The organism is Paraburkholderia sp. FW306-02-B (genome assembly GCF_058782725.1).
The window spans coordinates 763,126-784,009 of sequence record NZ_JBYSXZ010000001.1 but is presented as its reverse complement, the minus strand read 5'-3'; the positions used below and the strand labels follow the sequence as shown (position 1 = coordinate 784,009).

The following is a 20,884-nucleotide window of genomic DNA, read 5'->3' as shown; positions in this document are numbered from 1 at the left end:
ATTGAATCAACCAATTCGGCATCTTTGCCGACGTCGCTATCAGGTTTTAAACCGTTGCCGCGAAGCGTGTTTGTGTCGGCAATGAAACCTGGCCGATCTCGAACAACCTGCGCGAGACTGCAATAAGACTCTTCAGTCGAGCGGCGCCTATGCGCACCCTATCGAAACGCACGACCGCACGACCAAACGGGTGCGCAACTGACGGCCTGCCGCATACTGATAAGCAATCATGTTGCCCGTTTGCTCCAGACCGTCATGGCGACGCCGGCACACGACGTAATCACACCTGCTCCGAAGATGGCCTGGTACCCCAGCCCTGACGCGATCAGACCCGCAAGCGGGCCCGTTACGAAATAGGCGACATCCTGGAAAGCGGTAAAGGTTCCTATGGCGACGGCCCGGCTGTGCGATGGCATTCGCTTCACGGTCATCGATCCGAGCGCCGGAAACATCAACGAACATCCCACTCCTGTCACGGCCGCACCCAATACGGCGATCGCACTATTGGACGCCACGCACATGATGAGTTGGCCGACTGCCTCGACACACATCGATCCCAGTGCGACCCGATACCCGCCCAACCTATCAGGCAACGAACCGAGCAACAGCCTGACCAGAACGAAAGCAAAACCGAAGCTTGATAAAGCCAGCCCCGGATTTGCCCATCCCCGCGCAACGAAATAAAGGGAAACAAAGGAGCTGATTGCAGCAAAACCAAAACCTTGCAACGCAAGGGTTATCCCGGGGCGCCAGACGACTCCGAGTACCTCACGAAAGCCGCTGCGATGCCCCCCGCTGGCCGGGACCGCTGAAAGGGTAAGCACCACAATGCACGCAATCAACGGCAGCCCAATCATCGCGACACCGACCAGAGTGAAGCCTCCGATGTGAACTAGTGCCATGCCGCATGGCGCACCGACTGCAATCGCGCCATATAGCGCCATTCCGTTCCACGCCATCACCTTGCCCGAGCGCTGCGCACCCGCCAGGCCGATTCCCCAGGTCAACGCACCTGTGATGAGCTGGCTTTCTCCCAAACCCGAAAACACTCGACTGACCATGACACACGCCAGCTGAAAGACGGGTGCCCCCGTAAACAGCGTTGCACCAGCGAAGGCCACGCCGGCAGCCGAGCACGCCAACAAACCGCGCAACATCGACCTGCGGGCTCCCAAATGGTCAGCCTCACGCCCGGCATATCCGCGCGTGAGCAGTGTCGCAAGAAAATGCGCGCTTACAGCCGTACCGGCAATGACATCGCTGAACCCGAGCAGTCGCCCGACGAAAATAGAAACGACCGGCAACAGGGCGCCAAAGGTAATCCCACAGATAAAGACCGCCGCACTGAGGCAAAACACGCTGCGTCCCACCGCAGTCCCGGGAGTCTCTGGAGTCGTGGCAGTCACCGCGGTAACGAGTTTCGAATTGCAATTCATAAGAGGCTGCTTCCCGATTGAAAACTGTCTCCTCGTCGACCGTCGGCGTCAGACAGTTCCCGGACAGGTTCACTTGCAAGACCACGCCGGGATTTTCCCGTTACGAAAGTCAGCGGTACTGCCCGGCATATATCGTCGTCGCAACGCCGAGATAGCCTCTGGCTGCTCCGGTCTCCAGAATCCGGGTCATGTCTGCCAGATCACCAACGTCCGTAAGAATGAACGATCAGGTTCTATTGAATAGCATTACTGATAAAATAATTAATAACACCATCGATAGAACTGCATTCCTCCGCCCCGGAAGTCGCCAGCGTCCTGCTTGCTGGATTACCGACCGACTCCTCGCGCCACTAGACGTACTCCGGTTTTACCCATACCGATCCGCGCTCGAAACTGTCTACCACCGCGTCAACAAACGCTACGCCTTTCAAGCCATCGTAGGCGACCGGTATGTCCCGGCCGAGCGGGCCGACTTGCCGATCGTCCATCCGCGCCCGAATCGCTTCGGCGAATCCGCCATAGAGATTGGCAAAGGCCTCGATATATCCCTCCGGGTGTCCGGGGGGAATGCGCGTCCGGACTCTTGCCGCGTCTGAAACATCGTCACGGCCGCGCTTGATCGTGGCGGGCGCGCCGCCGAGTGGTGTATGAAGGAGCTCATTGGGTTGTTCCTGAGCCCATGCGAGACTGCCTTGGTCGCCAGTTATCCGAAGCCGCAACCCATTGGAATGACCAATCGCTACCTGCGACGACCAAAGCAGGCCACGAGCGCCTCCTTCATACCTCAACATCACGTGCGCGTTGTCATCCAATGATCGACCCGGAACGAAGGTCGCCAGATCGGCGCATAGCGCGTCGAGCTTTAATCCGCTCACAAAGGCGGCGAGATGGTAAGCATGCGTGCCAATGTCTCCGATGCTTCCGCCCCGCCCGGATCTTTTTGGATCCGTCCGCCATTGCGCCTGGGCATTTCCCGCGGCCTCGATCGCCGTAGCCATCCACTCGAGCGGGTATTCGACCTGCACCACCCGCACCGTGCCGATCATGCCTTGCGCGACCAGCGCGCGGGCTTCGTGCACCAATGGATATCCGCTATATGTATAGGTAACGCCGACGAAGCGGCCGCTCGACTGAGCCAACTGATGCAAGCTCACGGCGTCCTCCACGGTGGTCGTCATCGGCTTTTCGCAAATGACGTCAAAACCTCCTTCAATCAATGCCTTTGCGATCGGAAAATGCGTGTGGTTTGGTGTACAGATTGAAACGACATCTGCCCTGTCTGCTCTCTTACGTTCACCTTCGATCAGTTCGAGGTAGCTGCCATACGCGCGATCGCTTGCGACACCAGCGCTCCCAGCAAACGCCCGCCCTTTTTCGGCGGAGATGTCGAACGCACCCGCTACAAGCTCGTACTGGTCATCGAGACGCGATGCATAACGGTGGATGCCACCGATGTATGCGCCTTCGCCTCCGCCAACCATAGCAAGACGCAAACGCCTGTTGATCCTTGTGCTGTTCATTGCGCCGCCTGTCCGAGGCCGAGGATCGCCCGGTTCGACGCGCGGTCCGCGCCCGATTTCACGAAATCGTCAAACGCCCGGTCGGATACGCTGATGATGTGATCGCGAATAAAGCGTGCACCTTCAGCCGCGCCATCCTCGGAATTTTTCAGAAAGCATTCCCACTCGAGGACGGCCCAGCCGTCGAAATCGTAGGTTGAGAGCTTCGAGAAAATGGACTTGAAGTCAACCTGCCCGTCTCCGAGTGAACGGAACCTGCCGGCGCGACTGGCCCAGGGCTGGAAGCCACCGTACGCCCCGGTTTTGCCGTTCGGGCGGAACTCTGCGTCCTTTACATGAAACATACGGATGCGTTCGTGGTAGTGATCGATGTAGGAGAGGTAGTCGATCGATTGCAGGACCAGGTGGCTCGGGTCATACATGATGTTGCAACGAGGGTGATTGCCGACGCGCTCGAGGAACATCTCAAAGGTCAGGCCGTCGTGCAGGTCTTCTGCCGGATGAATTTCGTAGCACAGGTCGACACCCTCGTGATCAAACGCGTCGAGGATGGGCCGCCAGCGACGTGCCTGCTCATCGAATGCCTCATCGATCAGCCCTTCTGGCCACTGCGGATAAGGGTACAGGTAGGGCCAAAGTAACGTGCCCGAAAACGTGACATGACGATCGAGTCCTAGCCGGCGCGAAGCCTTGGCAGCCAGCAACAATTGCTCTCGAGCCCATTCCTGACGCTGTTGCGGATTGCCGCGCACCGCCTGCGGTGCGAACGAATCGGCGATCACGTTGTAGGCGGGATGAGAGGCTACCAGTTGGCCCTGGAGATGCGTCGCAAGTTCAGTCACCGTCAGACCGCGTGCCGCTGCCACGCCCCTGATTTCGTCCGCATACGTCTGGCTCTCAGCGGCCTTCGCGAGATCGATGACTCTCGCGTCCCACGCCGGCAGTTGAACTCCCGTGAAGCCCTTGTCTGCAGCCCAGTCAACCAGTCCGGCAAACGTGCTAAAGGGGGCCTCATTGCCTGCGAACTGGGCCAGGAAAACGCCCGGCCCCTTGATGGTACGCATGATTTCCACGACCTCATTCAAGTTCGAGAAATGCGGCGCGACGTGCGCCGCGATCACTGGCGGCCCGAGTTCGTTGACCGGTCACAACGCCGCGTTCGGGCTTGGGGGCTCGTCGTATCCTCCCCACACGGACTGGTCATACTCGAGCACGGACCCTGTCATTAGCCCGGACTCGTCACTGCTCAGGAACGCTACAGCGCGTGCCACCTCGGCAGGATCGATCAGGCGGCCAAAAGGCAATTTCTGCGCGGCCTCATCGAGCCAGTTGTCCTTTGCCCCGTGGTACGTTTTCATGATCCGGTCTTCGCCCTCGGATGCCATCCATCCGATGTTCAGGCCGTTCACGCGAATCCGGTTCTTCAGCGCCGCAAACGCGGTGTTTCGGGTGAGGGTGGCCAGTGCGCCCTTGGAAGCGGAGTAAGCGCAGATAAACGGTTGCCCCGCCAGACTCGCCATCGAACAGATGTTGACGATCGTGCCTTTGGTTTCCGTTCGAAGCATGAGTTTGATCGCGTCCTGCATCAGGAAGAACGGCGCACGCACATTCGTCGCAAAAATCTCGTCAAACCGTTCCGGCTGGGTGTCCAGAATCGTGCCGCGATCGCTGATGGCTGCTGCGTTGACGAGCGCGTCGACCCGACCAAACGACTGGTCAGCGGCCGCGATGACCGCACGGCAGTCCTCGACGCTTGACAGGTCCGCTGGTACGAACACCACTTTCGCCTTTGTCGCGGCAGTCAGTTCTCTCGCTTTTGCTTCGCCCTTCTCACGCGAGCGACCGCAGATGATGATTCCCTCTGCGCCTCGCTGTGCAAAGAGCGTGGCAATTGCGGCGCCCAGACCTTGAGTGCCACCGGTGACAACAGCAATTTTTCCCTCGAACTGATTCATGCCGCGCTCCTTTCGATGTCGTAGCCCGCTCGCTGCAATGCCATGGTGAGCGAACGATGTCCAATTCTCGCGTACTCGAGCGGCGGAGCGTTGGCGGGATCCTGCTCCGCCTCGACCACGAACCAACCCTCGTAACCAATGTCGGCAAGTTTTTGCGCGACAGTCGCGAAATCGATCGCGCCGTCTCCGGGCACCGTATAGACGCCTTTGAGCACCGCGTCCAGAAAGGACTCATGTGAACGGTCCAATCCGGTCAGAACACCGTCGCGGATGTCCTTCGCGTGCACATGAATAACCCGTTTTCCGTGCCGGTTCAGGATCGCGATTGGATCGGCGCCGGCAAACACCGCGTGCCCGGTATCGAGCAGAAGATGCACGGCCTCGCCGGTATGGGCCATCAGACGGTCGATGTCCTGTGCGTTTTCAATCGCGGTACCCATGTGATGGTGAAACGCGAGCGGCACGTCCTGTTCGGCACAGAACTCGGCGAACTTCGTCAGCTTGCGGCCATATGTCACGAAGTCGTCGTCGTTGAGCGTACGTCGACCTGTCAGAGGGACATTCTGGCGGTTCTGGATGGTGCCAGCGGTCTCGCCGTACACCAGGCACGCGGCGCCACATTCGCGAAATAACGCAAGCTGCGCCAGCACTTTGTCCTTTTCCGCTTCAAGGTCTGAGTCAAGGACGGTGCCTGAATACCACCCCGACACAAGCCGCAGGCCAAAGCGCGACAGCAGCGGCTTCAGCTCGGCACTCGTCTTCGGAAACTTCCCGCCCGTTTCGACGCCGAGGAACCCGGCTTCAGCGCTCTCGGCGAGGCACGTCTCGAGCGGCGTATCGCCACCCAGTTGCGGCAGGTCATCGTTGGACCAGGCGATTGGAGCAATGCCCAGCTTTGCTTTGAGTGTCATATCTCTTTTCCGTAGAAGGAGTGATCAAACGCCGATGCGCTGTTTCGTACGGCCCTTTTCCTGATCCTTGCGCGCGGCCTGCACCTCTTCGCGCTCACTTACCTGCGGAACGCCGACGTCCCACCAGGCGTCGCCCGGCGTCCACGCGAATGCATCGGTCACGATCGAGACGACGGTGGTCCGGTCATTCGACTTCGCCCACTTCAAGGCATCGCGCAATTCGTCGAGCGTGTTAGCGCGGCGAGCAAGTGCTCCCATCGATTCGGCATGACGGATGAAATCAACCGGGAAGGCCTCCTTGACCTTGCTGTCCTTCAGCAGGTTGTTGAACGATGCTCCGCCCTTGCCGTTCTGAAGCCGGTTAATGACGCCGAAGCCGCCGTTGTCACACACGAGAACAATCATCTTGTGCCCCGCCAGCACGGACGAATAGATGTCGGAGTTCATCATCATGTATGAGCCATCGCCGACCATGACGAAGACCTCACGTGACGGATCAGCCATCGCCGCGCCCCAACCGCCGGCGATCTCGTAGCCCATGCAGGAAAAACCGAACTCGCAGTCGAACGTCCCTGGCGCCTTGACTCGCCAGCCCTTGACCAGTTCGCCGGGCAAACCGCCCGCAGCAGAAATGACATAGTCGCGCTCGGCCGCTTCTTCATTCACGACGCCGACAACCTGCGCGTACGTAGGCACGGCGGCATCTGTGCGCTTCTGGCCCGCAGCCAGCGCATCGTTCCAGCGTGCGAACTCACGCCGGCCATGCTCGAGCCACGATGCATCCACGTGCCAGTCGCCGAGCGCGGCATCCAGCTCGGCGACGGTTTCCCGCGCGTCCCCGATTAGCGCAAGCGACCGGTGCTTGACCGCGTCAAAGCGCGCTGTGTTGATAGCAACAAACTTCGCGCTGTGTGAAAAGCAGCTCCACGAGCCGGTAGTAAAATCCTGCAACCGCGTGCCGATCGCGAGAACAACGTCCGCCTCGCCAGCAAGCGCGTTGGCCGAGGTCGATCCGACGATGCCTAGCGGTCCGATGTGAACCGGATGATCGTGTGTGAGCGTGCCTTTGCCCGCGATTGTTTCGACGACTGGGATACCGCGCTCCTGAGCAAGCTTCACTACGGCCTGCTCAGCGTCCGAATAGCGCACGCCCCCTCCTGCGATGATGATGGGACGCTGTGCCTCCTTGAGCACCGCCACGGCCTGCGCCACACGAGCGCTATCGGGCCTCGGCCGGGGAATCGAGTGAACCGTCGGCTCAAAGAACGCTGCCGGATAGTCGAATGCCACTTCCTGGATGTCCTGACACAAACCGAGGAAAGCCGGGCCGCAGTCCGCGGGATCCAGCATCACGGCCACCGCCTGGGGCAGCGATGAGATGATCTGCTCCGGATGCGTGATGCGGTCCCAGTACCGGGTGACCGCCTTGAACGCATCGTTGACCGTCATCGACGGATCGTTGAAATGCTCGACCTGCTGCAAGACAGGATCCGGACGGCGGCTTGCGAAGGTGTCGCCGGACAGGAAGAGAATCGGCAACCGGTTGGCGTGTGCGAGGCCAGCTGCCGTCACAAAGTTGGTCGCACCAGGCCCGATCGACGAGGTGGCGACCATGATCTGGCGCCGACGTTTCGCCTTCGCAAAGGCAATCGCGGCGAGCGCCATCGATTGCTCGTTCTGGCCACGCCAGGTAGGGAATTCGTCTTTTACCGCTTCGAGCGCTTCTGCAAGACAGGTGACATTGCCATGTCCGAAAATACCGAAGACGCCCGGGAAGAGCGGAACACGCTTTCCGTCGATCTCGGTAAACTGGCTTTTCAGATAACGCACTATGGCTTGGGCCACGGTGCAGCGAATGGTCGACATTGTCTTCTCCTCACACGTTCGAATAACCGCGGGCTCGGCGCACCGCTCTGATTTTTCAAACTTTATTGCAGAGAAGATGTTGTAGCAATGAAAATTGCTTAGGGGTTTTTCCCAGTGCGTTTTGCACCTTGCGCACGAGCGCCTACAGCCCGGTGACACCGGGCATCAAAGGGGCATGCGGGAAGAAAATCCGGAGCGGCTACTATGCCGGACGGACGTGATTCGCCTTTATATCAGCCGCATCATTCCGTGCGCTGTCGGGACCGTTTGCCCCGGTTCCGTTCCTTCTCTGTGACGGTCGCAATGCGCGGCGCTCCGTCGTGACCGGGCTGAAGAAGCGCAGCGAGGGCAATGCCGATGCACTGCGTCAGGCACATGGGAGCAGCAAGCGAACGCGAGAACGTGTACTCCTCTTCCGGAATGGTAAAGAGCACGCCTGCGTCCTTCGCAAGAGGTGAAAGCTGGCTGTCCGTAATCGCCACAATGGGCACGCCCGCCCGCGCCGCGATGTCCGAGATCATGACGACTTCCTTGGCATAGTGACGAAATGAGATGGCGACCAGCACATCTTCCCCGGCCATCGTCGAGGCCATTTCCGGTGCCAGGCCGCCGGACGCGTCCAGCAGAATCACCTTGCGTTGCAGCATCGTCAGGATGTAGCGCAGAAATTGCGCTATCGGTTCCGAACGAAGCTGGCCAGCGATGTAAATCGTCTGCGCGTTCTTCAGATAGTGCGCTGCCTGCGTAAGGCTTTCCTCGGTCACGCTGCTCAACAGCGCCTGAAGCGTCGCGATGTCGCGCACCACGAGGTCATGCAGAAACCCAAGGTTGCCCTGATCGACGTTGCGCTTGAGATCCACCTCCAAGGCATTGATGCGCTCACGAAAACCCGGAGCGGTGGTCGCAAGACGGGTCTGAAACACCGCCTGGAGTTGCTTGAAGCCGGAATATCCGAAGTGCTGTGCAAAACGCACGAGAATGGAAGGATGCGCTCCGCATTTGGCCGCGATCGCGTTGATCGACTCCAGCGCCACGACGTTGGGATTCTGTGTGAAAAACCGCGCTACCTGCTGATACCGCTCGGACAGCTTGGGGTACTCCGCGGTGATGACGTTGACGATCCCCTCGTAGTTCTCCTCCGGGATAAGCTGCTCGCCGGTCGTTTCCTTGGCTATCTTCGGTTTCTTTTCGCTCGTCATTCCGGTTGCGTCTCGTGTCGCTGGTAGTCCTGTCAGCCGAACGATGCCACCAGTGGTCGCCTCCGGCAAGCCTGAGTTGCAATACCCGGTCAGCGTCGCCGATGTGGCCGTCCTCAATCGATCATCTCACACCTGTTCACACTGTCCCGAATGACTCCCCCGCCAACCCGCCGGACCGGGAGGCCGCGGCACGGCCGCGACGAAGCGCATGCTCTCCCGCAACCTTCCTGCACCGTACTGTCGATCGATTAGCCTGGTCCGGCCCGGCGCGCCCAACCCGAATGCCCAGTCCGGGCGCGCCGGGTGTTTCACGAAACAGCGAGCCAGCGCCTCTCTCTCGAAGACTGGATAGCGGTGTCGATAACCTTCTGGATCTCCCATGCCTCGCGGAAATCGGGCCCTCTTCGCTCGCCGCCGACGATGGCCTGCAGGAAATCGGCGACTTCGATCGTTTTCAGGTCATTGAAACCGAGCTGGTGTCCGGGGGCGACGATGAAGTTTCCGTATGGCGTGTGTTGCGGCCCGGACTCGATACGGACAAAACCTGCCGTATGGGGATCAGTACCGGCGCGATAGAACTGCAGTTCGTTCAGGCGTTCCTGCGAAAAAACGAGCGTGCCCTTCGTGCCTGTCACTTCGAAGCCCAGTTGCATCTTCCTGCCCAGCGCGACCCAGTTGGCTTCGATGCTGCCGCTGCAACCGCGTTCGAACCGCACGATGGCCCGGCCGATGTCATCGACCTCGACCTTCCTTCGCTCGGTCGCCCCCGGACCGACCGGTCGAGTCTTCACAACTGTCTGCAGATCGGCGTTGATCTCCACGATCGGCCCCAGCAGGAAGCGCGACATTCCGATTATATGGCTGCCGAGATCGGCAATCGCACCACCGCCGCCAGAGGGGTCCACTCGCCAATTGTATGGCGCGTCGGCGTCGGCCATGTAGTCCTCCGCGTGAATGCCGCGAAAGCTCACGATGTCACCGAGTTCACCTGAAGCGATCATCGACCGGGCGAGACCCAGGATGGGGTTCTTGATGTAGTTAAAACCCACCTGCGTCACTACCCCGGCGGCCTCTGCCGCTTCCATCATGATCTTCGCGTCCGCAGCACCAGGCGCGATCGGCTTCTCGCAATGCACGTGCTTGCCCGCGGCAATTGCCGCAAGCGCCTGCTCCTTGTGCACCAGGTTGGGCGTAGTGATCGACACAATGCCGACCGCTGGATCAGTCACGAGCGACTTCCAGTCCGAGCTCGCTCGCGCAAAGCCAAACTGCGCTGCGGCGCGCTTCGCGGCGTCTGCGTTGATATCGGCAACCGCAACGAGTTTCGGACGTAGACATTCAGGGAACACGCCTGCCACGGCGCGATAGGCCAAGGCGTGCGTTTTTCCCATGAAGCCGGTACCGATAATGCCAATGCCAATTTCCTGCATGATGTATTCATCCTTATGTATCAAAACCTGACTCGACCTGACGCCCCTTAGCCGACCATCACCGTTCTACCCGTCCTCGCCGACTCCGGCGCCCAGTTCGCCAATCGCAAGCTGTCTCAAGGCTCCTGGGTCGTCGACGACGTGACGTAAAAGTCCTTCGCATGTGTTCGGCAGGCTCTGCCCATCGGCCCAGCACTCAGTCCATCGCTCAGTCCATCGTCGCAGGCGGGGCGATTCTCACGTCGTTGACCACCAGCGCCGGATCCAGACGGCCAGCGAAGAAGTTAACAATGTTCGTGGCAGCGGACACCGCCATGCCGGCCGCCGCTTCCTCAGTCAAGCCCGCGGAGTGCGGACTTAATACGACATTCTCAAGCGCAAACAGGGGATTATCCGGCTCGGGCGGCTCGCTCTCAAACACGTCGAGGCCCGCACCGGCCAGACGGCCTGCGCGGAGCGCCTCCTGCAGTGCCCCCTCGTCGACGATTCCTCCACGCGCTGTGTTCACGACGATCGACGAGGGTTTCATCCACCCCAATTCCCGGGCGCCGAGCAACGGACCATTTGCCGACTTTGGCATGTGAACTGACACAACATCAGCCTCAGCGAGAGCTTGCCGCAGATCGCCGACAGGCGTCACACCCAATGCACTCATTGTTTCGCCTGCAACGTAGGGATCGTAGGCGAGAATTTTCATGTTGAAACCCGCGGCCATTCTCGCCATCGCCTTGCCAATACGACCGAACCCTAGCAGCAACAACGTCCGGCCGTTGAGTTCCCATGCGTCGTAGCTATTTCGATATTGCCAGGAAGAGGCCCGGGTCTTCTGGTCGTACACGATCGTCCGCTTGGCGAGCGCAAGCACCAGCATCATGCTGTGCTCGGCGACCGAGTTCGAGATGACGTCGCCAATAATCGCCAACGGGATGGATCGCTCCGTCAATGCTCCGACATCAACAGCATCGAACCCGACGCCATGGCGGGACACGAGCTTGAGTCGGCTTGCAGATTCGATTACCGCACGCGGCAGTGGCTGGGTACGGATGAGGATCGCATCCGCTTTCGGCGCTAGTGGCGCATAGGACTCGACCGAAATTTCCTCGACGAGATCAAACGTTACACCGCTAGCATTGCGCAGAATATCCAGTCCCGCATCGTGAATGCGTCCGGCTACCAGTACGTGGGGCATTTCAGTAACCTCCCGCCAGCTTTGCGTCCGAAGGCGTCGTCTTGCCGAGCAACGCGCGCAGGGACTTCACGCTTGCCTGTGCCGCTCCGGCAAGCAGCCGCACGTCGCTGGACACCGTCACGAGGTCGAAACCCCACTCCACAGCGCGAGCCGCATATTCCGGCGTTCCGTTATGCAACGCTGCCTTAATGCCGGCGTGATGCGCACGCTTCAGGATGTGCTGGATGGCCTCGACCATTTCCGGCTCCTCGCGGTCGAATCCGCGCGGATATTTCTTGCCAGTCAAACCGAGCGTCAGATCCGCCGGTCCGATATAGACACCGTCCAAACCTGGTGTCGAGACGATCTCGTCAATGTTCGCAAGGGCTTCGGCGGTCTCAATCATCGCAAAGCAGAGAACCTGCTCGTCAGCGTGCTGGCCATAGTCAGCGCCAGCGGAAATATTCGCGCGTATCGGTCCGAAACTGCGCGAGCCCAAGGGCGGATAACGCACGTAGGAAACCAGCCTCGCCGCATCCTCCGCGGTATTGACCATCGGACAGATCACCCCGTAAGCGCCTGCATCGAGCGCTTTCATGATGTCGCCCGGGTCGAGCCATGGCACCCGGACAAGCGGGACCACCGCGCTTGCGCGCATCGCCTGTAGCATGGTGGTCGCAGCCTCGTAGCCAACCAGGCCATGCTGCAGGTCGATCGTGATCGAGTCATATCCTTGCTCGGCCATGATCTCGGCGGAAAACGGACATGCAAAGGCAAGCCAGCCGTTTACGACAGGTTTGCCGTCTGCCCACAGCGACTTGATATTATTGAGTTTCATAGCCCCTCTCCTAGACTGCGATCTGCGCGAGCTTGACGTTCATGAAGTCAAGGACACCTTCGACTCCGCCTTCCCGTCCCATGCCACTCGATTTGATCCCGCCGAACGGCACTTCGGCTGCCGCGAGTGCGAAACTGTTCACACCAATCATGCCCGCCTCTATCCGTGACACCGCTTCCCGGATTCGCCCCGGGTCCCTTGTAAATACATAGGCGGACAGGCCGTATGGGGAATCGTTAGCCCAGCTATAGGCGTCCTCTGGGTCACCGAATGGAGTGATCGCAGCGATCGGACCAAAATTCTCTTCAGCTAGCGCCAGTGCCTGTGGAGGAACGTCGCACAGCACCGTCGGTTCGAAGAAGAAGCCATTCCCGAACCCTGGCGGACGGTGTCCTCCCGCTGCGACGCTTGCCCCGAGAGCGACGCTGTCTGCCACGATCGACTCGATGGCCTCGCGTCGGCGCTGATTGATAAGCGGCCCCATCTGCGTCGCATCGTCGAGCCCATTGCCGAGGCGCAGTGCCTTGGCACGCTCGCTGAAACCGGCAACGAAGCGGTTGTAGATGCCCTTCTGGACATAGAAGCGGTCGGGCGTGACGCACACCTGCCCCGCGTTTGCATATTTTGTCGCGACGGCCAGATCCAGAGCGGTTTCAAGATCGGCGTCATCGAACACCACAAGGGGTGCATTCCCACCCAGTTCCATGCTGACGCGTTTCAGCGTCTGTGCCGAATCGCGGATCATCTGCTGGCCGACAGATGTCGAGCCGGTCAGCGTGATCTTTCTCACCTGAGCAGAGGCAACGAGTGTGGCGTAGGTCGTCGAGGTCGGACCGCTCACGAGATTCGCCACACCGGCCGGCACACCAGCCTTGCGCAAACACTCGAAGATGACCATCGCCACACCCGGCACTTCGGTCGACGGACGCACAATGATCGAACACCCGGCGGCGAGCGCTGGCGCAACCTTGCGGGCAATGAGTACCGCAGGAAAATTCCACGCCGTAAAGGCTGCCACGATCCCGACCGGCTCGTGCAGGACTTCGAACCGGCCACCCGGAACGCGACTTTCCACAATCCGTCCATATATGCGCCGCGCCTCTTCGGCATACCAGCGAAACTGGTCGATGCTCAGTTGCCATTCCCGCTTCGCCTGAACGAGCGGCTTGCCGGATTCGAGCGTGATGCGCCGTGCGCCCTCTTCTGTCGCCCGGAGCATTTCATCGGCCACCCGATGCAGGATGTCCGCACGCGTCCAGGCAGGCGTCTGCCGCCAGAGCTTCAGGCCAGTAGCCGCCGCATCGATCGCCTGCTCCACGTCTTCGACCGAAGCCTGGGGTATGTGGCCGAGAACGTCCTCCGTGGCAGGGTCGATCACCTCTGCGGAGCCATGGCCCCGCGTGGAACGCCACTCGCCGCCAATGAATAAACCGAACTTGTCATACATGACTCCCACTCCTCCTGTTCTCTGCCGCTGCGTGACGCCCGTAGTGCGATCCAGGCGTGGCTGGCAACTGGATATCAATCTTTATGCAATTAATGTTGCTTTACTCATACTACGCAATTTTTGTTGCGTGTCAAGGAAGTGCAACCCGCTGCATACGGCAGGCGGCGGGAGGGAAGAGGCGGATGTGGTGCCGTACAGACGGGTTGCAGCTTTGTGGATGCGCGTCGGTCAGTCGTCGGGTAGGGGAAAACGATCACATGAGCCCCGAGCAGGAAACCCGATCGACGGACCCTGTGCTGATCGCCGCGCGACCCGGCAACAGCTGCAGCAGACAGATGTGGAAAACCACAACGCAAATTTAATTGCTTAATTGTATTTTCGGCAATATATTTTGAAAGACGGTAAAACCCTACAATGCCGTCCATCGAACTGCATCTGGCAAACCACTAAGGAGACGAGTGCAATCCACAAGAAGGTCCGATTTGAGCGCTCCGATAAAATCTTTAGTCATGCTTCTTATCCGGCGAAGCCACCGGCAAATAGTCCAGAAAATGCGATCCCGCCTCTGGCGAGCCGATCGTGCAGCCGAGGTAGGTCGCCCAGAACGTCGATGCGATGCGCACGTTCTCCGGCAGATAGCGCGAATAGTCGGAAACGTACGGGGCGAAAGCAATTTGCGTTGGCGCTTCGGCGCCGTACTCCCGTCCCATGCATGGTTAGGCGTGTTCGGTCTACTGAATCGCCATGCCTGGCATTCGAAAGTATTTGAGTTGAGTGGTCTTGCGGATCGTCTTACTTTGGCGCGAGACAATGGCCTCGCTATTTGAGGGCGCGCCGCCACGGCAGCGTCCTCGATGTATACGTCTCAGGACGCGGCCGAAACGTAGTCTGCCAGGCGAGCCAGCATCGCATCGCAATTGCGCAATTGCTCGACGGTGACAAATTCGTCCGGCTTATGACCTTGGTCCATGCTGCCGGGTCCGCAGACCACCGTTGGAATGCCCGCCTGATCGAAAAGCCCGCCCTCGGTGCCGAATGCGACCGTGCCGAACTCAATGGAGCCGCTGAGCAGCGCCAAAAGACGCGCCGCTTTACTGTCTGGCGATGTGGCCAATCCCGGATAGGCGGAGAGCGGCTGAAGGCGGATGTCGGTGTCGGACTTCACTGCGCGCATCTTCGGCAGCAGCTCGGCCTCGGCGTAGGTCCGCAACTCGTCGGCTACCTGGTTTGCGTCGAAGCCAGGCAGCGCGCGCACTTCGAAGTCGAATTCGCATTCGGCCGGCACGATGTTGAGCGCTCGGCCGCCTTTGATCACGCCCGTCTGCACGGTCGAGAACGGCGGATCGAATCGCTCGTCGCGATGCTCGGGCTGCGCCAGCTGCTCGCCGATCGCTTCCAGACGGCCGATCATCCGCGCCGCGTATTGAATGGCGTTGACTCCATACGGCGCATAGGCCGAATGGCAAGGCGCGCCTTTCACCTGACAGCGCATCGCCAGCTTGCCCTTGTGGCCCAGCACCGGCTTAAGCTCGGTCGGCTCGCCGATCAGGCACAGCGCCGGCTTGTGCGCACGCCGCTCCAGTTCCGCCAGCATCGGCCGCACGCCGAGGCATCCGACTTCCTCGTCGTACGAAAAAGCGAGGTGCACCGGCAGCTTCAGCTCGCGCTCGAGAAACCCGGGCACCGCCGCCAGCACCGAAGCGATGAAACCCTTCATGTCGGCCGTGCCGCGGCCATACAGCCGCCCGTTGCGTTCGGTGAGACGGAATGCATCGACGGTCCACGCCTGGCCATCGACGGGCACCACGTCGGTGTGGCCGGACAGCACGATGCCGCCGCGCTCACGCGGACCGATGGTCGCGAACAGATTCGCCTTGGTACGCTCGGCGTTGTAGAACAGCTCGCTCTGGACACCGAGTTCCTCCAGGTAAAGCCGAATGAATTCGATCATGTCCAGATTGGAGTCCCGGCTGACCGTGGCGAAGCCGATCAGCCGTTCGAGCAGCGCACGGCTGGATCGGTCATTCATTGCCGGGCACTCCGTAGCTGGGCGCGGCGGTCGGATTCAACGCCCGGGTCAAGTAGTCCCGCATCTGCGGCCGATACGCCCGCCATAGACCGTCGAGCTGGCCGATGGGGTCGTCATCCATCCAATCGACCCGCAAATCGACGATCGGCCAGCTCACGTCACCCACGATCTTGAGCGCCGCCGAATGCACGGGCCCCGCTTCGCCGCCGGCAGCCATCGCGGCATGCATGGCCGCGAGCAGGCGGTCGGCAAGCGTGCCGGATGCCTGCTCGAACGCCGGAAGCATTGCCTCGATCACTTCGACGCCGGCGAGCATGTTGCCTGCGGCTACGCACTGCTTGCCAGCGACAGCGTGATACGTGCCCAACGCTTCGTTGCCGCTGAAGAACGCCGTGCGACCCTGGTCATCGATCACCGTCACCTGGCGGTACTCGCTCCACTCGCTCGCGCCGAGCACACGGTCCAATGCGGCGGCGGGATCGAGTTGCCCGTTCTCCAGAAGATCGAGAATCTGCGGGCCGAGCGCGGGCAGCGTGACGTTCTGTGTCGCCACCGCGCCCACGCCTGCGCGCACCCACGGGCATCGAGCGCCCACCGCGATGCTGGACGAACTGATCGCGATACCAAGCTGCCCGGATTCCGGACAACGTCCGACGATAGAGAATGTCATGTCCCGCTCCTTAGGGCCTTCGGCGGCGTCCACCCATCCGGAATGACCGCGATAACGTCGATCTCCATCAACCACTGCGGCTGACCCAACGCGACCACCACCAGGCCGGTCGAAATAGGAAACACGCCCTTCAACCACTTTCCGACTTCCTGATAGACCGGCTCGCGGTAGCGGATGTCGGTCAGGAACGTCGTCGTCTTGACGATGTGAGACAGGTCGCTGCCCGCTTCTTCCAGCAACTGCTTGACGTTCTTCATCGCTTGCTCGGCCTGGGCGCGCGGATCGCCGATGCCGACCAGACGGCCTTCGAAATCCGTGCCCACCTGACCGCGCACATAGACCGTGTTGCCGGCGCGCACGGCCTGACAAAGATCGTTGTCGAGCGTCTGGTTGGGATACGTATCCTTCGTGTTGAACATGCGGATACGGGTATGCGTAGGTTGGCTCATCAATGCACCTCAATGCTGGGAAGAAATGGATCGCGGATTAAAGAGGCGTACGCATCAATTCACGCCCATCTCGCTGACTTTGTGGACGCGTGAATCGGCGGATGTGTTTTCAACGCTTTCAACGCGTTCCTCGCTGCGGCTCTGTGCCTGGCGTTGCGAGTCATCGTAATAAGCCAGGTATTTACGCTGCGTGACGATGTGATCGGCGATGTGTTTCGCGTCGTGCCACACGCCCCAGATGAATGCGGAGCCACGGCGCGATAGCCAGGGCAGACCGAGGAAATAGATGCCGGGCTCCTTCGATACGCCGCGCTGATGTTTCGGCTTACCCTTTTCATCGAAGGCGTTGACGTTCAACCAGCCGAAATCGACTGCATACCCGGTCGCCCAGACAATCGACGTCACGCCGGCTTTCGCCAGATCGAGATCGTGCAACGGGTGCGTCACGCATTTCGGATCCGCGGGAATGACGCGGGCTTCGGGCTCTTCGGGAAGATCGAGACCGTTGCGCTCGGCATACGCGTCGGCCGCGTTCAGCAGCGACAGATAGTTTTCGTCGCCGCGCGCGATGTTCTCCGCGAGATCTGCTTCGAAGGTCGCCACGCCGTCATCGAACGATTTCGTGAGACCGACGAGCGTGATGCCCTGATTCGCGAGACGCCGGAAGTCCACCGTATGGCCGCCACGCGAACCGCTCACCGCAATGGTGACGTGCTCCCTGCCGGGCTTCACGACCTCTGCATCCCATTCGCCGAGCACGCCGAGCCACCAGCAGAAGTCGCGACCGCGATAGGCGCGCGGCGGACGATCGTGCGCTCCGACCGACAGATAGACGCGCTTGCCCGCACGTTGCAACTCGTCCGCGATTTGCACGCCCGACGATCCCGCCCCCACCACCAACACGCCCCCTTCGGGCAATTGATCGGGATTGCGATAGTCGGCGGAATGAATCTGCGTCAGACTCGAATCTTGCGGCGCGATTGGCGGAATGACGGGGCGCTGGAAAGGCCCAGTCGCGACCACCACGCGATTGGCCTCGATCGTGCCCTCCGATGTTTCGATGGTGAAGCCCTGCCGCCCTGCATTGCGCACGACCTTCTTCACTTCCACGCCGGTGCGGATCGGCGCTTCAAATTTCTTCGCATAAGCGACGAAATAGTCCGCGATCTGCTCCTTCGAAGCGAATGCGTCCGGGTCGAAGTCCGCGAACTCGAGATTGGGGAAGCGATCGTGCCACGCGGGGCCATTGGCAACCAACGAATCCCAGCGTCCCGTGCGCCAGCGCTCGGCGATGCGAGCACGTTCCAGCACGAGATGCGGCACGCCAAGCTTGCTCAAATGTTCGCTCATGGCGACGCCGGCCTGACCGGAGCCGACCACGAGCGTGTCGATTGACGTTGTTTCCACTGTCATGGCGGTGTCCTTCTGAAAAGGCGGAATGTTTCGATTCGATCGCGGCGTCGCGGCCTTCGAGCGCTCGCGACCGTTGCGGACCCAGCCGTGTTTTCCAACAGCGCGTTGCCGCCTGGTCCGTTCGTCTTTCGTGAAAATCTACGCGCCCCTTCAGAATCTGAAAAATATATTTAAAAAATGCATGGCATCGGATTTACCTATGCAAGCCTTTTTGACCGCTTCACAATGCCGCCCATTGAAGACCTTGAACACGGAGCGTCGTCGATGGAGAGTCACCCGTTGCGCTACTCGTTGCGCCAGTTGCGTTATTTCGTGGTCACCGCGGAAGCACTGTCCTTCACCGCCGCCGCGAAGCGTCTGCACATCTCACAGCCGTCGATCTCGACGGCGCTCGCGGACCTCGAAGTGTCGTTCGGCGTGCAACTCTTCATACGGCATCACGCGAGCGGTCTCTCGCTCACGCAAGCCGGTCGCGATCTGCTCGGGCAAGCGCGCAATCTGCTGAAGATCGCGGAGGAATTGCAGACGACCGCGAAGGAAATGGACGGCGGCATGACGGGCGCCATCGCGCTCGGCTGCCTCGTCTCGCTTGCGCCGCCGCTCATGCCGGGGCTGATCAGTCGATTCACGGGCGAGCACGCGGGCATCTCGTTTCGCACTGTCGAGGCGCATCAGGATGGCCTCCTGCGCGGCCTGCACGACGGCTCGCTCGACATTGCCCTCACCTACAGCCTCGACTTGACAGAGGACATCGCCTTCACGCCGCTGCTCTCGCTGCCGCCTTATGCGATCCTGCCGAGGACGCATCGTCTGGCACGCGCGCGCAAGGTATCGCTCGCGGACCTCTTGCCCGAGCCGTATGTGATGCTCGACCTGCCGCACAGCCGCGAGTATTTCGCCGCACTCTTCGATGCGGTGGGCAGCCGTCCCGTGCCCGCGTTCCGTTCGTCGCAGCCGGAGGTCGTGCGCGGCATGGTGGCCAACGGTCTCGGCTATAGCCTCCTGAACTTTCCGCTCAAATCGAATCGCACCGTGGATGGGGAAGAATTCGTCATTAAGCGTTTCAAAGACAACGTCAACGCAACGATGCTCGGCATCGCGCAATCGCGCACGATGAAGCCGCGCCAGGTCGTGCATCGCTTCGCGTCGTTCTGCGAGACCTATATTCGGCGGCTGCATCTCGACGCATGATTAGGAAAGCGCGATCGTCTGCTTTAAGCCTGCGCACGCTGCATAGGTAAAAGCTTTGCTTTGTATCTGAAAACAATATTTTGGCTTGCAATTTGGCTTGATAGATTGGTGTCCATGTTGAGCGCTACGCCGCAAAGCCTCGCGTTGCCGCGCTCTCACCGTGACGAATCAAGGGGGACACCATGGCCAACCCGGCAAGGACGATCGCAGTGCAAGCGCTTGTCGACGAACTGCAGACGGGTTGCGAACGGCCATTCAGCGATGCGCATGCGATGCCGCCCGGTGTCTATACGTCGCCCGAATTCCTCACGCTGGAAGCGCGCGCTATCTTCGAGCGTGAATGGCAATGCGTCGGCCGCGCCAGTGCGCTCAAAGTGCCCGGCGATTACATGACGGCGCGGATTGGAACGCAACCGATCATCGTATTGCGCGACCAACAGATGCAGCTCAAGGCGATGTCGAACGTGTGCCTGCATCGCATGTCGGTGCTGCTCGAAGGACGCGGCAACGTGCGTCGCATCGTCTGCCCATATCACGCGTGGAACTATTCGCTGGACGGCGCGCTGCAAGGCGCGCCGCTCATGGATCGGCAAGAGGGCTTCTGCAAGGAAAGCTACAAGCTGCCCGCCGTGCGCTGCGAAGAATGGCAAGGCTGGATCTACGTGACACTCGACGAAAACGCGCCGCCCGTTCACGCGCAGCTCGCCAAACTGAGCGAGCTCATCGGCGCATACGGCATGTCGGACTACATCGAAACCTTCTATGAAGAGCACGTGTGGGACACGAACTGGAAGATCCTCGCGGAAAACTTCATGGAAAGCTATCACCTGCCCATGCTGCATCGCGCGACGGTAGGACCGCATTCGCGGCTCGATGAAATGGAATGCCCGCCGGGCTATCCAGCCTTCAACACTCACTGGATCACGAAGGAAGCGTCCTTGCCCATCGGCAACGCGCATCCGGACAACACGCGCCTCACGGGACATTGGCGCAAGACCACAGCGCTGCTCGCGATCTACCCGACGCATCTCGTCACGCTCACGCCGGGTTACTTCTGGTATCTCGTGCTGCAGCCTCAAGGCGTGGAGCGCGTGCATATCCGCTTCGGCGGCGGGCTTGCGCCGGAGTTCATCGCCGATACCGAGGCCAACGCGCACATGACGACGTTGAAGAAGCTGCTCGACGAAGTGAACGCGGAAGACAAACGCGGCGTGGAAGCCGTCTTTCGCGGCGTGCACGCGCCGCTCGCGAAGCCCGGTCACTTGAGCCATCTCGAACGCCCCAACTATGACTTCGCGCGCTATGTCGCTAGCAAAATCGCCGCGACGCAGCTCGGCACGCATTGATTACGACGCACCATCG

18 protein-coding genes are annotated in these 20,884 nt (G+C 60.5%); 2 read left to right on the top strand and 16 right to left on the bottom strand.

Annotated features, from left to right (window positions below):
- Positions 1–227: 227 nt before the first annotated feature.
- The 16 genes from AC3WOG_RS03440 to AC3WOG_RS03365 form a co-directional block, all read right to left on the bottom strand.
- The gene (locus AC3WOG_RS03440) at positions 228–1,436 is read right to left on the bottom strand and encodes an arabinose transporter (RefSeq protein WP_492576679.1); all 1,209 of its coding nucleotides are present in this window, start codon (positions 1,434–1,436) and stop codon (positions 228–230) included.
- 350 nt (positions 1,437–1,786) lie between these two features.
- On the bottom strand, positions 1,787–2,956 hold the full coding sequence (locus tag AC3WOG_RS03435) for a Gfo/Idh/MocA family protein (RefSeq protein ID WP_492576678.1): 1,170 nt from the start codon (positions 2,954–2,956) through the stop codon (positions 1,787–1,789).
- Positions 2,953–4,020 (bottom strand): sugar phosphate isomerase/epimerase family protein, encoded by a 1,068-nt coding sequence (locus AC3WOG_RS03430; RefSeq protein WP_492576677.1) that lies wholly within the window; start codon positions 4,018–4,020, stop codon positions 2,953–2,955. Before AC3WOG_RS03430 ends, AC3WOG_RS03435 begins: the two co-directional genes overlap by 4 nt.
- Positions 4,021–4,101: 81 nt before the next feature.
- Complete coding sequence (locus AC3WOG_RS03425) at positions 4,102–4,911, bottom strand: SDR family oxidoreductase (protein ID WP_492576676.1); 810 nt, start codon at positions 4,909–4,911, stop codon at positions 4,102–4,104.
- A complete protein-coding gene (iolE, locus tag AC3WOG_RS03420; RefSeq protein ID WP_492576675.1) occupies positions 4,908–5,822 on the bottom strand; it encodes a myo-inosose-2 dehydratase in 915 nt (304 codons plus the stop codon). The genes AC3WOG_RS03425 and iolE overlap by 4 nt, the downstream gene beginning before the upstream one ends.
- A 24-nt stretch (positions 5,823–5,846) precedes the next feature.
- Positions 5,847–7,688: a 3D-(3,5/4)-trihydroxycyclohexane-1,2-dione acylhydrolase (decyclizing) gene (iolD, locus tag AC3WOG_RS03415; protein WP_492576674.1), complete on the bottom strand. Its 1,842-nt coding sequence runs from the start codon at positions 7,686–7,688 to the stop codon at positions 5,847–5,849.
- 242 nt (positions 7,689–7,930) lie between these two features.
- Positions 7,931–8,887 (bottom strand): MurR/RpiR family transcriptional regulator, encoded by a 957-nt coding sequence (locus AC3WOG_RS03410; protein ID WP_492576673.1) that lies wholly within the window; start codon positions 8,885–8,887, stop codon positions 7,931–7,933.
- A 308-nt stretch (positions 8,888–9,195) separates the two neighbouring features.
- Positions 9,196–10,317: a Gfo/Idh/MocA family protein gene (locus tag AC3WOG_RS03405; protein ID WP_492576672.1), complete on the bottom strand. Its 1,122-nt coding sequence runs from the start codon at positions 10,315–10,317 to the stop codon at positions 9,196–9,198.
- A gap of 208 nt (positions 10,318–10,525) precedes the next feature.
- Positions 10,526–11,506 (bottom strand): hydroxyacid dehydrogenase, encoded by a 981-nt coding sequence (locus AC3WOG_RS03400; protein WP_492576671.1) that lies wholly within the window; start codon positions 11,504–11,506, stop codon positions 10,526–10,528.
- Between the two features lies 1 nt (position 11,507).
- Positions 11,508–12,323 (bottom strand): HpcH/HpaI aldolase family protein, encoded by an 816-nt coding sequence (locus tag AC3WOG_RS03395; RefSeq protein WP_492576670.1) that lies wholly within the window; start codon positions 12,321–12,323, stop codon positions 11,508–11,510.
- Positions 12,324–12,333: 10 nt separating this feature from the next.
- Positions 12,334–13,770: an NAD-dependent succinate-semialdehyde dehydrogenase gene (locus tag AC3WOG_RS03390; protein WP_492576669.1), complete on the bottom strand. Its 1,437-nt coding sequence runs from the start codon at positions 13,768–13,770 to the stop codon at positions 12,334–12,336.
- A 503-nt stretch (positions 13,771–14,273) separates the two neighbouring features.
- Positions 14,274–14,480 (bottom strand): hypothetical protein, encoded by a 207-nt coding sequence (locus AC3WOG_RS03385; RefSeq protein WP_492579855.1) that lies wholly within the window; start codon positions 14,478–14,480, stop codon positions 14,274–14,276.
- 155 nt (positions 14,481–14,635) lie between these two features.
- On the bottom strand, positions 14,636–15,799 hold the full coding sequence (gene argE / locus AC3WOG_RS03380; protein WP_492576668.1) for an acetylornithine deacetylase: 1,164 nt from the start codon (positions 15,797–15,799) through the stop codon (positions 14,636–14,638).
- Positions 15,792–16,469, bottom strand: a complete 678-nt coding sequence (locus tag AC3WOG_RS03375; RefSeq protein ID WP_492576667.1) for a DUF1028 domain-containing protein — start codon at positions 16,467–16,469, stop codon at positions 15,792–15,794. Before AC3WOG_RS03375 ends, argE begins: the two co-directional genes overlap by 8 nt.
- Positions 16,466–16,918, bottom strand: a complete 453-nt coding sequence (locus tag AC3WOG_RS03370) for a RidA family protein (RefSeq protein ID WP_492576666.1) — start codon at positions 16,916–16,918, stop codon at positions 16,466–16,468. Before AC3WOG_RS03370 ends, AC3WOG_RS03375 begins: the two co-directional genes overlap by 4 nt.
- Before the next feature lie 54 nt (positions 16,919–16,972).
- Positions 16,973–18,331, bottom strand: coding sequence for a flavin-containing monooxygenase (locus AC3WOG_RS03365; protein ID WP_492576665.1), 1,359 nt, complete (start codon positions 18,329–18,331; stop codon positions 16,973–16,975).
- 264 nt (positions 18,332–18,595) lie between these two features.
- On the opposite strand from AC3WOG_RS03365, the gene AC3WOG_RS03360 reads away from it, so the two are divergent.
- Together AC3WOG_RS03360 and AC3WOG_RS03355 are read left to right on the top strand one after the other, a co-directional pair.
- Positions 18,596–19,522, top strand: a complete 927-nt coding sequence (locus AC3WOG_RS03360; RefSeq protein ID WP_492576664.1) for a LysR substrate-binding domain-containing protein — start codon at positions 18,596–18,598, stop codon at positions 19,520–19,522.
- A gap of 182 nt (positions 19,523–19,704) precedes the next feature.
- A complete protein-coding gene (locus AC3WOG_RS03355; protein ID WP_492576663.1) occupies positions 19,705–20,868 on the top strand; it encodes an aromatic ring-hydroxylating oxygenase subunit alpha in 1,164 nt (387 codons plus the stop codon).
- The last annotated feature ends 16 nt before the right edge of the window (positions 20,869–20,884 follow it).

Coding starts and splice junctions, on each gene's coding strand:
- AC3WOG_RS03400 (WP_492576671.1), bottom strand. CDS start 11,506: ATGCCCCACGTACTGGTAGCCGGACGCATTCACGATGCGGGACTGGAT.
- AC3WOG_RS03410 (WP_492576673.1), bottom strand. CDS start 8,887: ATGACGAGCGAAAAGAAACCGAAGATAGCCAAGGAAACGACCGGCGAG.
- AC3WOG_RS03405 (WP_492576672.1), bottom strand. CDS start 10,317: ATGCAGGAAATTGGCATTGGCATTATCGGTACCGGCTTCATGGGAAAA.
- AC3WOG_RS03425 (WP_492576676.1), bottom strand. CDS start 4,911: ATGAATCAGTTCGAGGGAAAAATTGCTGTTGTCACCGGTGGCACTCAA.
- iolE (WP_492576675.1), bottom strand. CDS start 5,822: ATGACACTCAAAGCAAAGCTGGGCATTGCTCCAATCGCCTGGTCCAAC.
- iolD (WP_492576674.1), bottom strand. CDS start 7,688: ATGTCGACCATTCGCTGCACCGTGGCCCAAGCCATAGTGCGTTATCTG.
- AC3WOG_RS03385 (WP_492579855.1), bottom strand. CDS start 14,480: ATGGGACGGGAGTACGGCGCCGAAGCGCCAACGCAAATTGCTTTCGCC.
- AC3WOG_RS03430 (WP_492576677.1), bottom strand. CDS start 4,020: ATGCGTACCATCAAGGGGCCGGGCGTTTTCCTGGCCCAGTTCGCAGGC.
- AC3WOG_RS03355 (WP_492576663.1), top strand. CDS start 19,705: ATGGCCAACCCGGCAAGGACGATCGCAGTGCAAGCGCTTGTCGACGAA.
- AC3WOG_RS03365 (WP_492576665.1), bottom strand. CDS start 18,331: ATGACAGTGGAAACAACGTCAATCGACACGCTCGTGGTCGGCTCCGGT.
- AC3WOG_RS03375 (WP_492576667.1), bottom strand. CDS start 16,469: ATGACATTCTCTATCGTCGGACGTTGTCCGGAATCCGGGCAGCTTGGT.
- AC3WOG_RS03360 (WP_492576664.1), top strand. CDS start 18,596: ATGGAGAGTCACCCGTTGCGCTACTCGTTGCGCCAGTTGCGTTATTTC.
- argE (WP_492576668.1), bottom strand. CDS start 15,799: ATGAATGACCGATCCAGCCGTGCGCTGCTCGAACGGCTGATCGGCTTC.
- AC3WOG_RS03435 (WP_492576678.1), bottom strand. CDS start 2,956: ATGAACAGCACAAGGATCAACAGGCGTTTGCGTCTTGCTATGGTTGGC.
- AC3WOG_RS03395 (WP_492576670.1), bottom strand. CDS start 12,323: ATGAAACTCAATAATATCAAGTCGCTGTGGGCAGACGGCAAACCTGTC.
- AC3WOG_RS03440 (WP_492576679.1), bottom strand. CDS start 1,436: ATGAATTGCAATTCGAAACTCGTTACCGCGGTGACTGCCACGACTCCA.
- AC3WOG_RS03390 (WP_492576669.1), bottom strand. CDS start 13,770: ATGTATGACAAGTTCGGTTTATTCATTGGCGGCGAGTGGCGTTCCACG.
- AC3WOG_RS03370 (WP_492576666.1), bottom strand. CDS start 16,918: ATGAGCCAACCTACGCATACCCGTATCCGCATGTTCAACACGAAGGAT.